This window comes from Tepidiforma thermophila (assembly GCF_002563855.1).
GTDB lineage: Bacteria > Chloroflexota > Dehalococcoidia > Tepidiformales > Tepidiformaceae > Tepidiforma > Tepidiforma thermophila.
This window is the reverse complement of the sequence record NZ_PDJQ01000001.1, coordinates 1,201,278-1,215,697: the sequence shown is the minus strand read 5'-3', so window position 1 is coordinate 1,215,697 and position 14,420 is coordinate 1,201,278. Positions and strand designations below refer to the sequence as shown.

Here is a 14,420-nt window from a genome sequence, read left to right as displayed (position 1 = left end):
GGCGGCCGGAAGGCGGGCTCCTGTTACACTGGGGAGTACATTCCGCAACGACATCCGCGCGGCAGGACAGACTGTGAGCACTCCGAACACGATCATCCAGAAGATCTGGGACCAGCACGTCGTGGCGAGCGAGCCGGGGAAGCCCGACCTGCTGTTCATCGACCTCCACCTTGTGCACGAGGTGACCTCTCCGCAGGCGTTCGAGGGGCTGCGGCTGGCGGGCCGGCGGGTCCGGCACCCGGAGCTGACGCTGGCGACGGTGGACCACAATGTGCCGACGATCGACCGGGACAAGCCGTGGACGGACCCGCTTTCGGTGCAGCAGGTGGAGGCGCTGCGGCGGAACTGCGAAGAGTTTGGCATTCCGCTGTTCGGGGTTGGCGACATCCGGCAGGGGATTGTGCACGTCATCGGGCCGGAGCAGGGGCTGACACAGCCGGGCATGACGATTGTCTGCGGCGACAGCCACACCTCGACGCACGGCGCGTTCGGGGCGCTGGCGTTCGGCATCGGGACGAGCGAGGTGGAGCACGTGCTGGCGACGCAGACGCTGCCGCAGGCGAAGCCGAAGACGATGTCCGTCGAGGTGAACGGCGAGCTGCACCCGGGTGTGACGGCGAAGGACGTGATTCTCGGGATCATCGCGAAGATCGGCGTCTCGGGCGGCGTGGGGCATGTCATTGAGTACCGGGGCGAGGTGATCCGGAAGCTCTCGATGGAGGGCCGGATGACCATCTGCAACATGTCGATCGAAGGCGGGGCGCGCGCCGGGCTGATTGCGCCGGACGACACGACTTTCGCGTATATGGAGGGGCGCCGGTTCGCGCCGAAGGGGGCGGACTGGGAGAAGGCGCTGGACTACTGGCGTTCGCTGCCGACGGACGAGGGCGCCGAGTTCGACACGTACGTGACGCTGGATGCGTCCGAGATCGAGCCGACGGTGACATGGGGGACGACGCCGGCGCAGAGCGTGCCGGTGACCGGCCGGGTGCCGGACCCGTCGGAGGCGCCGACGCCGCAGGCGCGGGAGCTGGCCGAGCGGGCGCTTCACTACATGGGGCTGGAGCCGGGGACGCCGATCCAGGAGATCCGGCTGGACCGGGTGTTCATCGGTTCGTGCACGAACAGCCGGATTGAGGACCTGCGGGCGGCGGCGGAAATTGTCCGGGGCCGAAAGGTGGCGCCGCATGTGCGGGCGATGGTGGTTCCCGGGTCGGGGCTGGTGAAGCACCAGGCCGAGGAAGAGGGGCTGGACAGGATTTTCAAGGAGGCCGGGTTCGAGTGGCGCGATGCGGGCTGCTCGATGTGCCTCGGGATGAACCCGGACATCCTGCTGCCGGGGGAGCGGTGCGCGAGCACGTCGAACCGGAACTTCGAGGGGCGGCAGGGCCGCGGCGGGCGGACGCACCTGGTGAGCCCGCAGATGGCGGCGGCGGCGGCGATCGCCGGGCATTTCGTTGACATCCGGGAGTGGAAGTAGCGATGAAGAAGTTCGAGACCGTGCGCGGGCGGGTGATCCCGCTGAACCGGGCGGATGTGGATACGGACCAGATCATTTCGAAGGAGTTCCTGAAGCGGATCGAGCGGACCGGGTTCGGGCCGTTTGCGTTCGACGAGTGGCGGAAGGACCCGGATTTCGTGCTGAACCGGCCGGTGTACAAGGGCGCGCCGATCATGGTGACGGGGCCGAATTTCGGGTGCGGGTCCTCGCGGGAGCACGCGGTGTGGGCGCTGGACGATATGGGACTGCGGGTGATCATCGCGCCGTCGTTTGCGGACATCTTCCGGAACAACTCCTCGAAGGTGGGGCTGCTGACGGTGACGCTCCCGCAGGAGGACTGCGACTGGCTGATCGCGCGGGCGGAGGAGCTGCCGGAGGCGGAGCTGGTGGTCGACCTCGAGTCGCAGACGGTGGCGACAGCGGACGGGACGTGGCAGCGGCGGTTCGAGATCGACCCGTTCGTGAAGTACTGCCTGCTGAACGGGCTGGATGACATTGGGCTGACGCTGCAACTGGAGGACCGGATCGCGGCGTACGAGCAGCGCCGGCCGGAGTGGCTGCCGAAGACGGAGGCGCTGCTGGCGGGGTAGCCCGGGCGGTAGACCATGGCCGCGCCCGCGCGCAGGATTGCGGCATGGAGGAGGGCGACCTCGTCGAACGGCTGCGGGCGTGGGCGCGCGGCCGGTACTGGGAGCTCGTGGGCATCGAGACGGTAGCCGCCGAGCCGGGCCGGGTGGTGAACCGGGTGCGGCTGCGCGAAGACCACCTGAACTACAACGACGTGGTCCACGGGGGCGTGATTTCGAGCCTGATTGATTCGGTCGCGGGCGGTGCGGTGCGGACCCTGCGGGAGGAGAGCGAGATCCGGCAGCGGCCGCATGCGACGAGCGACCTGCACGTTTCGTACCTTGCGCCGGCGCGGGGGACGGAGCTGGTGGCTGAGGCGAAGGTGGTGAAGATGGGGAGGACGGCGGCGTTCACGCAGGTGGAGGTACGGGACGATAGCGGGCGGGTGGTTGCGCTGGGGCTGGTGACCTTCGTCATTGGCGGACGGCGGGAGGGCGGCTGATGGAGCCGGCCCCGGGGCGGCCATACCCGGTGCCTGCGGAGGCCCCGGTGCGGGATTCGCGGGGACGGCCGTGCCCGGTTGCGATTGACGTGTTCACGGCCGGGCCGCCGCAGCCGGCCGGGCCGGCGCGGTATCGATTCCCGGGTCGGGAGCAGCCGCGGCCGGGCCACAGCGCGTATGTGCTGGGCGGAGACCTTGCGCCGGCGACGGTGCTGGCGGCGTACGCTGCGGGGTTTTTCCCGTGGCCGAGGAGCCCCGAGGAGGAGGTGGTCTGGTGTTCGCCGGCCCCGCGGGCGGTGCTGCCGGTCGATACGTTCACGGTGCCGCGGCGGCTGGGGCGTACCCTCCGGCAGGGGAGGTTCCGGGTGACGGTGGATGCGGCGTTCGATGCGGTGATCCGGGCGTGCGCGGAGCGGCAGGAGGGGACGTGGATCACCCCGCAGGTGGTCGAGGGGTACTGCACGCTGCACCGGCTGGGGTGGGCGCACAGCTTCGAGGTGTGGCACGAGGGGGAGCTGGCCGGCGGGCTGTACGGCGTGGCGTTCGGTGCGATGTTCGGCGCGGAGTCGATGTTTTCGCGGGTGCGGGATGCCTCGAAGGTGGCGGTGGCGGCGATGGTGCAGCACTGCCGGGCGCTGGGCGTGGAGCTGGTCGATATCCAGGTGCTGAACGACCACACAGCGCGGTTGGGCGGCATTGAGATTCCCCGGGAGGAGTACCTGGAGCGGTTCCGGCAGGCGGCGGTGCGATCGGTGGACTGGCACCGGGCCGGCGCGGCGGAGGGCCTTGCGGGCTGCGGGTAACGACCGAAGGGCCCGCGACGGCGGCGGCGATTCGGAGCACACTAGGGGGAACCTGCACCTGCGGAGGGAGAGGGATGACCTCGACGCGGCCGACCCCGGTTGGGCTCTACCACCTGCTGACGGACTTCGAATGCCCGGCGGCGAGCGTCCGGGTATTCCGGATGAGCGGAGAGGGCGATGCGGTGGGTTCGCACGTGCACCGGCGTTCGATGCAGATGTACCTGGCGATCGAAGGGAGCGTGGTGGTTGAGGTCGACGGCGTGGAGACGGTGCTGAAGCCGTACGAGGTGCTGGCGGTGTGGCCGGGGAGCGTGCACCGTGCGAGCCCGCTGGACGGCGAGGCGGTGGTGGCGAACATCTCGATTCCGCCGCTGGGCGCAGACGACCAGGTGCCGATGGCAACCGTCCCGGAGCCGGCGGACCGGGAGCTGCCGCGGGGCAGCGACGCCGACGTGGAGGACTAGCAGCAGGGGCAGAGGTCGCGGTCGACGGTGACCGGCGTGGCCGGGAGAATACGGGGCCATGGCAACGTTTCGCATCCTGGTGACGCCGGGCGACGGGATCGGCCCGGAGGTGATGGAAGAGGCGCTCAAAGTGCTGGGGCGGGTGCAGCAGCGCTTCGGGCACGAGTTTGTCTACGACGAGGAGACGATCGGCGGGGCGGCGATCGACCGGTACGGCGTGGCGCTGCGGCCCGAGACCATTGCGAAGGCGAAGGCATCGGATGCGGTGCTGTTCGGCGCGGTTGGCGGACCGAAGTGGGATGACCCGCGGGCGAGCGTGCGCCCGGAGGACGCCATCCTTGGGATGCGGAAGCAGCTGGGGCTGTTCGCGAACCTGCGGCCGGTGCGGGTTGCGCCGGAGCTTATCGGCGAGAGCACGCTGAAGCCCGAGGTGCTCCAGGGCGTGGACATGGTCGTCATCCGGGAGCTGACCGGCGGGCTGTACTTCGGGAAGCCGAAGCGGCGGTGGGAGAACGCGGAAGGGCGGCAGGCGGTCGACACGCTTCGGTACAGCGAGCGGGAGGTCGCTCGGGTATGCCACGTGGCGTTCCAGCTGGCGCGGCAGCGCCGGAAGAAGGTGACCAGCGTCGACAAGGCGAATGTGCTGCGGACCGGGCAGCTGTGGCGGGAGGTAGCGACGGAGGTTGGGAAGCAGTACCCCGACGTGGAGCTGGAGCACATCCTGGTGGATGCGTGCGCGATGTACCTGGTGCGCCGGCCGGCGAGCTTCGACGTGATTGTGACGGAGAACATGTTCGGGGACATCCTGACGGACGAGGCGGCGATGCTGGCCGGTTCGATGGGGATGATGCCTTCGGCGAGCCTGGGGCGGCGGCGAAAGGACGGCACGGGCATCGGGCTGTACGAGCCGATCCACGGGAGCGCGCCGGACATTGCGGGGCAGGGGAAAGCGAACCCGCTGGCGATGATCCTGAGCGCGGCGATGATGCTGCGGCTCTCGCTGGGGCTGGACCGGGAGGCGAAGGCTGTCGAGGACGCGGTGGACGCGGTCATCCGCGAGGGGCTGCGTACGCCGGATATTGCGGGGCCGGGCGCGAAGGTGGTGGACACCCGGACGATGGGCAGCGCGGTGGCCGAACGGATCTGAGGAGGCGCCGGCAGCGGCTTCGCGCGGGACGCGGACGCGCCGGGGACGAAGGAGGAGCAGGAGATGCCGGTTTCGAACACGTGCGTGAAGACGGGCGAGGGCCAGGTCGCGATGCTGCAGATCCCGTACCCGGACGAGCCGGGGCCGGGGCAGGCGCTTATCCGGACGCGGCTTTCGACCATTTGCGGGAGCGATATCCACGTGGTGGACCACCTGCCGGTGCCGGCGGGCGTGCCGATGGGGCATGAGGCGGTGGGGACGGTGGAGGCGGTGGGCGCGGGGGTCACAGCGTTCCGGCCGGGCGACCGGGTGGTCGTGAGCTGCCTGCTCTGCTGCGGGACGTGCCGGCGGTGCATGGAGGGCGACCAGCAGGTGTGCGAGACGTTCAACGCGCCGGCGAACCTGCTTTTTGGGGCACAGGGGGAGTTCTTCCTGGTCAACGGGGCGCAGACGTCGATGGCGAAGGTCCCGGACGGCCTGGAGGACGAGCAGGTGCTGTTCGTGACCGACATTATGTCGACGGGATTTGCGGCGATTGAGCGGGCGGAGCTGAAGCCGGGGGATACGCTGGCGATTTTTGCGCAGGGGCCGGTGGGACTGTGCGCGACGGCGGGGGCGCGGACGTACGGCGCGGGGCTGATCATCGCGGTGGAAGGGATTCCGGAGCGGGCGGCGATGGCGAAGCGGCTGGGCGCCGACGTGGTGGTGGACCCGGCGAACGCGGTGGCAGAGATCCTGCGGCTGACCGGCAACCGGGGCGTGGACGTGGCGGTGGAAGCGCTGGGCCACGAGGTGACGTTCCAGAACGCGTGCGCGGTGGTGCGGAACGGGGGCACGGTGAGCTCGGTCGGTGTGTACGGCGGCTACACGGAGCTGCGGCTGCCGACCGGAGGGTCGTTCATGCACCGGAAGATTGTGACGACGCTCTGCCCGGTGGGGACGGCGCGGATGGAGCGGCTGATGGCGCTGATCCAGGGCGGCAGGGTGGACCTGCGGCCGCTGCTAACGCATTCGATGAAACTGAGCGAGACCCCGGCCGGGTACGAGCTGTTCCGGAAGCGGGAGGGCGGGGTGCTCAAGATCGCGCTGCGGCCGTGAGCGGCGGGGAGGGCGTGCGCCGGCTGGTCTTCGTGTGCCGGCCGCCGAACGAGTTCGTGGCGTGGGAGCTGCCGGCGTGGGCCGCGGCGGAGGCGGGCGACCTCGCGGGTGTCATTGAGGTGGAGGTGCGCCACCCGGACCCGGAGATGGATGGGTCGTGCCGGTGGTGCGGCGCGCGCCGCGGCGAGGTGGTGCGGCTGGTCGACGGGAAGCTCGCGTAGCCGGCGCGGGCTGTGGTTGAATGCGCGGCGATGTTTGAGGCGGTGCTGGTTGCGAACCGGGGCGAAATCGCCGTGCGCATCGTGCGGACACTGCGGCGGCTGGGCGTGCGGGCGGTGGTGGCGGCCTCGCCGGCGGACAGGGATTCGCTGGCGGCGCGGGAGGCGGATGCGGTAGCGCTGCTGCGGGGTTCGGCACCGGCGGAGAGCTACCTCGACGGGGAGCAGTTGCTCGCGGCGGCGCACTCGCACGGGTGCGGGGCGATTCACCCCGGGTACGGGTTCCTTGCGGAATCGGCGGCGTTCGCGCGGGCGTGCGCGGCGGCGGGAATCGTGTTCATCGGCCCGCCGCCGGAGGCAATGGAGGCGCTGGGCGACAAGGCGCGGGCGCGGCAGTTCGCGGCGAGGCTTGGCATCCCGGTGGTACCCGGGTTCGACGGCGACGGGGATGACGCGGCGCTGCTGGCGGCGGCGGAAGCGGTGGGGTTCCCGCTGCTGATCAAGGCGCGGGCCGGCGGCGGCGGTCGGGGGATGCGGCTGGCGCGGACGCCGAGGGAGCTGGCGGGGCTGCTGGCGGAGGCGCGGCGCGAGGCGGAGGCAGCCTTCGGTGATGGGGGACTGCTGCTGGAGCGGCTGGTCGAGCGGCCGCGGCACATCGAGGTGCAGGTGCTGTCGGACCGGCACGGGACGGTGCTCCACCTCTGGGAGCGGGAGTGCTCGGTGCAGCGTCGGCGGCAGAAGCTGGTGGAGGAGGCGCCGAGCCCGGCGGTCGACCCGGGGCTGCGGGCAGAGCTGACGGAGGCGGCGGTCCGGCTGGCCCGGGAAGCGGGGTACGTGAACGCGGGGACGGTGGAGTTCCTTGTGGGGGAACCGGGGCCGGAGGGACGGCGGCCGTGGTACTTCCTTGAGGTGAACCCGCGGCTGCAGGTGGAGCACCCGGTGACCGAGGCGATCACCGGGCTGGACCTCGTGGAGCTGCAGGTGCGGATTGCCGCCGGGGAGCGGCTGCCGTTCGGGCAGGAGGAGGTGGAGCTGCGGGGCCACGCCATCGAATTCCGCATCAACGCGGAGGACCCGCGGGAAGGGTTCCGGCCGACGGGCGGTGAGGTGCGCTGGTGGCCGGGGGCGGCGACAGCGGGGTGGCGGATCGACGCCGGTTACGCCGACGGTGACCGGGTGCCGGGGTTTTACGACTCGCTGGCGGCGAAGGTGGTGGTGCACGGGCGCGACCGCGAGGAAGCGCTGCGGCTCGCCCGGGGGGTCCCGCCGGGGCTCATCGAAACGCCGCGGACGACGGCGCCGCTGGTGCAGGTGCTGGCGGGCGACCCGGAGTTCGTGCGCGGGCAGGTTCACGTGGAGTGGCTGGAGGAGCGGCTGCCTGAACTGCTGGAGCGGGCGGGGGCGCCGGAGGGTGCGTGGGCGGCAGCCGCAGGGGCCGCGGCCGGGCTGGCACCACGGGCGGGAGCGTTCGCCGGGCCGGCATGGATCGGCGCGGGGCGGGCGGCGCTCTGGCTGACTGACGGCTGGTCGGTCCGGGACGCGCTGGCGGTTGCGGTCGACACGCACGGGTTCCGGGCGCAGGTAACAGGCGGGGGTATCGCCGTGGAAGGGCCGGGCGGCGAGCGGTGGACCTTCTGCCCGGCCTGGCCGGCGCCCCCGGCGCGGCGGGCGGACGGGGAGGGCGGGCCGGCGGGGACGGTGGCGGTCGCGCCGCTGGCCGGGACTGTTGCGGCGGTGCTGGTGGAGAAGGGGCAGGAGGTCGCGGCGGGGCAGGTGCTGGCGGTGATCCACGCGATGAAGATGGAGCACCCGGTGCGCGCGGATGCGGACGGGCGCGTCGCCGAGGTATGCGCCGGCCCTGGGGCGACCGTCGCGGCGGGGGAGGTGCTCGTTCGGCTCGACCTCTGGTAGACCCGGGATGGCCGGAAAGCACGCGGGGCTCCCCATCCGGGAGCCCTGCGCAGGCCTGGCGCGACAGGCGGTCAGTTCACCTTCTCGGGGCCGCCCGGGGCCGGCCGGGGCGGGACGACGCCGCCGCCAGGCTGCTCCTCGAGCTTCGAAATATCGAGGGAAGGGTCGAGGCTTTTCGCGACAGCGACGAGGTCGTCGCGGGAGATGGCGGGGCTGACTCCTTTCGAGTAGCCGCTCACGTTGAAGCTCGTTCCGTCGGCGGTCATCCAGCTGATGTTGGATTCACTGATCCAGCCGGAGAAGGCGCCGGGCTTCGGGGAATCGGGCGCGGCGTAGACGGAGATATCGATAACGTCGGCGCCCTTTTCGAGCGTCCAGAACAGCGCGTAGCTCGCGAAAAAGTCTTTCGGGCGCGGACAGCCAGGGGCGATATCAGAGACCGTGAGATTCTTGGTGACGATGGTGTAGCCGGCAGGCGGGACGGGTGCGCGGAGGCCGAGCTTTGCGAGGTCAGCCTCGGAGAGGGTCCGCTGCTGGATGAAGCAGGCGTCGGTGAAGGAGGGGTCGAGCGCGCGGGCGATGGACCGGATAAGGTCTGCGTTGCCGCGCCCGTCCTTGCTGCCGTACCAGATGGAGAACTGGAGGCCGCGTGCGGTCCAGTTGGCGCCGAACTGGTCGAGGTAGCCGGGGTAATCGACCGTGGTGCCGGCGGGGAGGCCGGTGACAGAGATGCCGAGGCTGTCGCCGCCGGGCGCGTTCCACTGGGCGTAGAGGCCCAGGCCCTCGGTTGGGCGGGTAGAGGTGTCGCAGGGAGGCTGGGGAGCACGGAAGGTCGTGATGTGGACCTCCGCGAGCTTGAAGTTGCCCGGGACGGCGGGGCGCGGGTCGCCGATGCCGTAGTCGGCGAGGCTGGCCCAGTCGCCATCGGCGGCGACCCAGAAGCACTGCTGGTCGAAACCGGGCGCGACCTGGCTGATGACCTCGCGCAGGACCTCCGCCGCGCGGGGGTCGGGCTTTGCGGGGTAGGTGGTGGTGCCGGTATCCATCGGCATGACGGGGTAGGCGTTGACGTAGACGGTGAAGAGGTAGCCGAGGGCCGAGAAGGTGGCGCTATCGGGCCGGAGGACGGGCGCGGCCGGCTCGCTGCTGGCAGTTTGGGTGATGTAGACGTCGAGGCCGGTGGCGGTGTGGCGCCACGATGTGGAGAGCGACGGCCGGGGGCTGCCGGTGGGCGCGCCGTCGGGGGTGCAGTCGGCGACGGCGGAGAGGTAGAGGCTGGTCAGCTCGAAGCCGGAGCGCGGGACGCGGGGCGTGACGCCGGCGGCGGCGAGGTCGACCAAGGACGTGCCGAGCGCATCAACGGGCAGGGGGGCGAGGCAGCCGTAGGGGCCGCCGTACCCGCCTTTCGGGGCGGCGACGTCTTCGCCGCCGCGGCCGGGAGCGCTCGATACCGGCACGCCGGGGCGCGCCGTCCCGGCAGGAGCGCCCTGGACGGGCGGCCGGGTGGCAACCGGGGCGCCGGCGGCCGGGGGCGCTTCGGCGTCGTCATCGAAGAGGGCGCGGGCGGTCAGCACGCCGGCCCCGAAGAGGGCAGCTGCGGCGACGCCAGCAATGGCCCAGCCAAGCGGGCCGGAGAGACGGACTGGTGGGTTCGAAGGCATGGTTCCTCCTGGGTGAGCGGGTATCCCTCCGACCGGGGAAACGATGCGCAGCGGATGCGATGTTCCCGTTTGTTTGCGTGCGTCTTACTGGTTCCTTTCGGCGGCGATGAAAAGAAGCGGGAGGGCGGCCTACATACGGAAGGTGCCGAAGCGAGTGGGTTCGAGCGGCGCGCAGGCGGCGGCCTGGAGCCCGATTGCGAGCACCCGGCGGGTGTCGCGGGGGTCGATGACGCCGTCGTCCCAGAGGCGGGCGGTGGAGAAGTAGGGAGACCCTTCGGCTTCGTAGCGGGCGATGGTCGGGGCTTTGAAGGCTTCCTGTTCCTCGGCGGAGAGGGTTTCGCCGCGGTCGAGGCGGACCTGGAGGAGGACGGAGGCGGCCTGTTCGCCGCCCATGACGGAGATGCGGGCGTTGGGCCACATCCAGAGCTGGCGCGGGCCGTAGGCGCGGCCGCACATGGCGTAGTTCCCGGCGCCGAAGCTGCCGCCGATGATGACGGTGAACTTTGGGACGGCGGCGCAGGCGACGGCGGTGACCATTTTGGCGCCGTCTTTGGCGATGCCGGCGTTTTCGTACTGGCGGCCGACCATGAAGCCAGTGATGTTCTGGAGGAAGACGAGGGGGATGCCGCGGGAGGCACAGAGTTCGATGAAGTGGGCACCTTTGAGGGCGGATTCGGAGAAGAGGATGCCGTTGTTGGCGACGATGCCGACGGGGTGGCCTTCGATGCGGGCGAAGCCGCAGACGAGGGTGGTGCCGTAGCGGGCCTTGAACTCGTGGAAGCGGGAGCCATCGACAATGCGGGCGATGACTTCGCGGACGTCGAAGGCGTGGCGGAGGTCGGCGGGGATGATGCCGAGGAGGTCGTCGGCAGGGCAGGCGGGCGGTTCGGCGGGGGCGACGGGCCAGGGTGGGGGCGGCGGGGCGGGAGGGTGCTGACGATATCGCGGACGATGCGGAGGGCGTGGTGGTCGTCCTCGGCGAGGTGGTCGGCGACGCCGGAGACGCGGGTATGGACGTCGGCCCCGCCGAGTTCTTCGGGGGTGGTGATTTCGCCGGTGGCGGCGCGAACGAGGGGCGGGCCGCCGAGGAAAATGGTGCCGGTGCCGCGGACGATGACCGTTTCGTCGCTCATGGCGGGGACGTAGGCGCCGCCGGCGGTGCAGGAGCCCATGACGGCAGCAATTTGGGGGATGCCCCGGGCGCTCATGCGGGCCTGGTTGTAGAAGATGCGGCCGAAGTGGTGCTTATCGGGGAAGACGTCGTGCTGGAGCGGGAGGAAGGCGCCGCCGGAATCGACGAGGTAGATGCAGGGGAGGCGGTTCTCTTCGGCGACTTCCTGGGCGCGGAGGTGCTTCTTGACGGTGAGGGGGTAGTAGGTGCCGCCCTTGACGGTGGCGTCGTTGGCGATGATGACGCAGGGGCGGCCGGCGACCATGCCGATGCCGGTGACGATGCCGGCGGAGGGGACGTCGTCGTCGTAGACGCCGTCGGCGGCGAGGGGGCTGAACTCGAGGAAGGCGGTCGCAGGGTCGACGAGGAGCTGGATGCGTTCGCGGGCGAGGAGCTTGCCGCGGGCGCGGTGGCGTTCGATCGCGGCCGGGTCGGCGCCGCGGGCGACGCGTTCGAGCCGGGCGCGGAGGTCGTCGACGAGGGCGAGGTTGTGCGCGGCGTTGGCGCGGAAGGCATCGGAGGCGGGATCGACGCGGGAGGTGAGACGGGGGAGGGGGTGGGCGAAGGGATCCATGTGGGGAACCTGGCGGGAGGGGTCTGGCGGGAGATTATCGCGCAGGCAGCGGCGCGGGCGGGCAGCACGAGCCCGGAAGGCGCAGGAGCCCTAGACTTGGGCAGAATCCGCCGGGGGTAGCCGGGATGGTCCTGAGTGACCGCACGATCCGCCGCGAGCTTGCGGCCGGGAATATCGAGATCGAGCCGCTGGGGGAGGACGCAATCCAGCCGGCGAGCGTGGACCTTCGGCTGGGGCACCAGTTCCGGGTGTTCCGGAATTCGCGGGTGCCGTTCATCGACGTGAAGCAGGAGTACCCGGACCTGACGGAGCTGGTGACGGCGACGGACGAGCAGCCGTTCATCCTGCACCCGGGGGAGTTTGCGCTGGCGGTGACGCTGGAGCGGGTGCGGCTGCCCGATTTCATCGTGGGGCGGCTGGAGGGGAAATCGTCGCTCGGGCGGCTGGGGCTGCTGGTGCACTCGACGGCGGGGTACGTGGACCCGGGCTGGAACGGGGCGCTGACGCTGGAGCTTTCGAACGTGGCGAACCTGCCGATTGCGCTGTATCCGGGGATGAAGGTTTCGCAGATTTCGTTCCTGCGGCTGACGGAGCCGGCGGAGCACCCGTACGGTTCGCGGGAGGCGGGGAGCAAGTACCAGGGGCAGGAGGGGCCGACGCCGAGCCGGTACTACCTGAACTTCCGGAAAGAGCAGTAGCGGCCGGGCCGTTCAGGCGAGGGCGAGAGACTGGCCAAGCGCGGGGACGACGAGGTCGGACAGCACGCGGGCGCGGAGGGCGGCAGCGAGCGACTCGGCGGCGGGCGGTTCGCCGTGGACGAGGACGATGCGTTTCGGGGGCTCGTGGGCGGATTCGACCCAGCGGATCAGTTCATCGCGGTCGGCGTGGGCGGAAAGGCCGTGGATGCAGGTGACGCGGGCGCGGACGTCGACGTCGATGCCGAAGACGCGGACGGTGGGCGCTCCTTCGAGGAGGGCGCGGCCGCGGGTTCCGGCGGCCTGGTAGCCGACCAGGCAGATGAGGTTGCGCGGGTCGGGGGCGAGCCGCTGGAGGTGGTGGAGGACGCGGCCGCCGGTGAGCATGCCGCTGGCGGCGATGATGATGCGGGGGCCGGGGAGGTTGTTGAGCTTCTTCGAATCCTCGATGGTGCGGTGGAAACGGACGTTGCGGGGGAAGAGGGCGCCGGGGGCAGTGTGAGGGATGTCGCGGTCGAGGTATTCGCTTTCGAGGTAGCGGTTGTAGAGGCCGGTGACGTCGTTGGCCATGGGGGAGTCGATGTGGATGGGGACATCGGGGAAGCGGCCGGTTTCGATGGCGATGCGGAGGTGGTGGGTGACGAGCTGGGCGCGGGCGACAGCGAAGGCGGGCACCAGGACGGTCCCGCCGCGCTCGAGGGTGGGGAGGAGTTCGTCGCGGAGCTGCGTGATGACGGACTGGTGGCCGTGGGAGCGGTCGCCGTAGGTGGATTCGAGGACGAGGGTGTCGCAGGGCGGGAGGGGGGCGGGGTCGGTGTGGATGGGCTGGTGGTAGCGCCCGAGGTCGCCGCTGAAGACGATGCGGTGGGCGCGGTCTTCGCCCATGGGAACTTCGAGCTGTACGAAGGCGGAGCCGAGGATATGGCCGGCGTTGCGGAAGGTGACGCGGAAGGTGCCGGCGTCGAAGCGTTCGCCATAGGGCCGGGTGCGGATGTACTGGAGGGCCCGAAGGGCGTCTTTGACGGTGTAGAGGGGGAGGGCGGGGTGGTGTTTGCTGAAGCCTTTCCGGTTAGCGAAGGCGGCATCTTCCTCCTGGATTTCGGCCGCATCGAGGAGGAGGATGCGGGTCATTTCGGCGGTGGCGGGCGTTGTGTAGATGGGGCCGCGGTAGCCGAGCTGGACGAGCCGGGGGAGGTAGCCGGTGTGGTCGATGTGGGCGTGGGTAAGGATTATGGCGCGGGGGGCCTGGGGGTCGAAGCCGGGGCCCTGCCAGTTGCGCAGGCGGAGCTCTTTCAGGCCCTGGAAGAGGCCGCAATCGACGAGGATGGCGTCGTCGCGGGTGGAAACGAGGAAGCGGGAGCCGGTGACGGTGCCGGCGCCGCCATGGAATTCGATACGAGCCGTCACCGGGTTACTGCCGGAGCCAGCTTGCGGCGGGGTCCTGGCCGCGGCGGAGCCATTCGAGGACGAAGGGGTTGTGCTGCTTTTCGAAGCCGATCGTGGTTTCCTGCATGTGGCCGGGGAGGACGATGGTCTCATCCGGGAGCACGAGCAGCCGCTCGCAGATGGAACGCATCTCCTGCTCGAAGTTCCCGCCCGGGAGGTCGGTGCGGCCGATCGAGCCGCGGAAGAGGGTATCGCCGCTGAAGAGGAGGCCCTCTTCGGCGTAGTAGGAGACGGAGCCGGGGGTGTGGCCGGGGGTGGCGATGGTGTGGAGGCGGAGGCCGGCGACTTCGACGATGTCGCCGTGAGTGACGAAGGCGTCGGGGTCGGGCGGGCCCTTTTCGATGGAGATGCCGAAGCGGGCGGCGATCGCCTTCCAGCCGTGGCGGAGGAGGTCGAGGTCGGCCTGGTGGAGGAGGAACTTCGCCCCGGTGGCGGCGTGGACGCCGGCGACGCCCATGACGTGGTCGACGTGGGCGTGGGAGTTGGCGATGTACTTAATGGTGACGCCCATGTCGCGGGCGAGGGCGAGGATCTCCTCGGGCTCGTCGCCGGGGTCGATGCAGATGGCTTCGCCGGTGCGGCGGTTCCCGATGACCCAGCAGTTTTCCTGGAACACGCCGACGACGATGCCGCGGACCATGAGTTCGTTGGCAACTTCCATA

13 protein-coding genes and 1 pseudogene are annotated in these 14,420 nt (G+C 70.7%); 10 read left to right on the top strand and 4 right to left on the bottom strand.

Annotated elements, in window-relative coordinates; all coding sequences use genetic code 11:
• Window positions 1-73: 73 nt before the first annotated feature.
• The 9 genes from leuC to A9A59_RS05850 all read left to right on the top strand — a co-directional run bounded on the left by leuC (window position 74) and on the right by A9A59_RS05850 (window position 8,211).
• The gene (gene leuC / locus A9A59_RS05890; protein ID WP_098503397.1) at window positions 74-1,480 is read left to right on the top strand and encodes a 3-isopropylmalate dehydratase large subunit; all 1,407 of its coding nucleotides are present in this window, start codon (window positions 74-76) and stop codon (window positions 1,478-1,480) included.
• A 2-nt stretch (window positions 1,481-1,482) separates the two neighbouring features.
• Window positions 1,483-2,091, top strand: coding sequence for a 3-isopropylmalate dehydratase small subunit (gene leuD / locus A9A59_RS05885; RefSeq protein ID WP_098503396.1), 609 nt, complete (start codon window positions 1,483-1,485; stop codon window positions 2,089-2,091).
• Window positions 2,092-2,135: 44 nt separating this feature from the next.
• Complete coding sequence (locus A9A59_RS05880) at window positions 2,136-2,570, top strand: PaaI family thioesterase (RefSeq protein WP_098503395.1); 435 nt, start codon at window positions 2,136-2,138, stop codon at window positions 2,568-2,570.
• On the top strand, window positions 2,570-3,373 hold the full coding sequence (aat, locus tag A9A59_RS05875) for a leucyl/phenylalanyl-tRNA--protein transferase (RefSeq protein ID WP_098503394.1): 804 nt from the start codon (window positions 2,570-2,572) through the stop codon (window positions 3,371-3,373). The genes A9A59_RS05880 and aat overlap by 1 nt, the downstream gene beginning before the upstream one ends.
• Window positions 3,374-3,447: 74 nt before the next feature.
• Complete coding sequence (locus A9A59_RS05870; RefSeq protein WP_098503393.1) at window positions 3,448-3,837, top strand: cupin domain-containing protein; 390 nt, start codon at window positions 3,448-3,450, stop codon at window positions 3,835-3,837.
• A 58-nt stretch (window positions 3,838-3,895) separates the two neighbouring features.
• On the top strand, window positions 3,896-4,984 hold the full coding sequence (gene leuB, locus A9A59_RS05865; protein WP_098503392.1) for a 3-isopropylmalate dehydrogenase: 1,089 nt from the start codon (window positions 3,896-3,898) through the stop codon (window positions 4,982-4,984).
• A 63-nt stretch (window positions 4,985-5,047) separates the two neighbouring features.
• On the top strand, window positions 5,048-6,082 hold the full coding sequence (locus A9A59_RS05860; protein WP_098503391.1) for a zinc-binding dehydrogenase: 1,035 nt from the start codon (window positions 5,048-5,050) through the stop codon (window positions 6,080-6,082).
• 14 nt (window positions 6,083-6,096) lie between these two features.
• Window positions 6,097-6,303, top strand: coding sequence for a hypothetical protein (locus A9A59_RS05855; RefSeq protein WP_133117527.1), 207 nt, complete (start codon window positions 6,097-6,099; stop codon window positions 6,301-6,303).
• 30 nt (window positions 6,304-6,333) lie between these two features.
• Window positions 6,334-8,211 carry an acetyl/propionyl/methylcrotonyl-CoA carboxylase subunit alpha gene (locus tag A9A59_RS05850; RefSeq protein WP_098503389.1) on the top strand — a complete coding sequence of 626 codons (1,878 nt, stop codon included), beginning with the start codon at window positions 6,334-6,336 and terminating at the stop codon, window positions 8,209-8,211.
• A gap of 71 nt (window positions 8,212-8,282) precedes the next feature.
• Here A9A59_RS05850 and A9A59_RS05845 read toward each other — a convergent pair whose 3' ends face one another.
• Both A9A59_RS05845 and A9A59_RS05840 read right to left on the bottom strand, forming a co-directional pair.
• Window positions 8,283-9,872, bottom strand: a complete 1,590-nt coding sequence (locus A9A59_RS05845) for a hypothetical protein (RefSeq protein WP_098503388.1) — start codon at window positions 9,870-9,872, stop codon at window positions 8,283-8,285.
• A gap of 129 nt (window positions 9,873-10,001) precedes the next feature.
• A pseudogene (locus A9A59_RS05840) lies at window positions 10,002-11,617 on the bottom strand (carboxyl transferase domain-containing protein).
• A 125-nt stretch (window positions 11,618-11,742) separates the two neighbouring features.
• On the opposite strand from A9A59_RS05840, the gene dcd reads away from it, so the two are divergent.
• Window positions 11,743-12,315, top strand: coding sequence for a dCTP deaminase (gene dcd / locus A9A59_RS05835; protein WP_098503387.1), 573 nt, complete (start codon window positions 11,743-11,745; stop codon window positions 12,313-12,315).
• Window positions 12,316-12,327: 12 nt separating this feature from the next.
• Here the strand turns inward: dcd and A9A59_RS05830 are convergent, their stop codons facing one another.
• A complete protein-coding gene (locus A9A59_RS05830; RefSeq protein ID WP_165772380.1) occupies window positions 12,328-13,719 on the bottom strand; it encodes an MBL fold metallo-hydrolase RNA specificity domain-containing protein in 1,392 nt (463 codons plus the stop codon).
• Between the two features lie 4 nt (window positions 13,720-13,723).
• Window positions 13,724-14,419: an MBL fold metallo-hydrolase gene (locus A9A59_RS05825; RefSeq protein ID WP_278286809.1), complete on the bottom strand. Its 696-nt coding sequence runs from the start codon at window positions 14,417-14,419 to the stop codon at window positions 13,724-13,726.
• Window position 14,420: the final 1 nt, after the last annotated feature.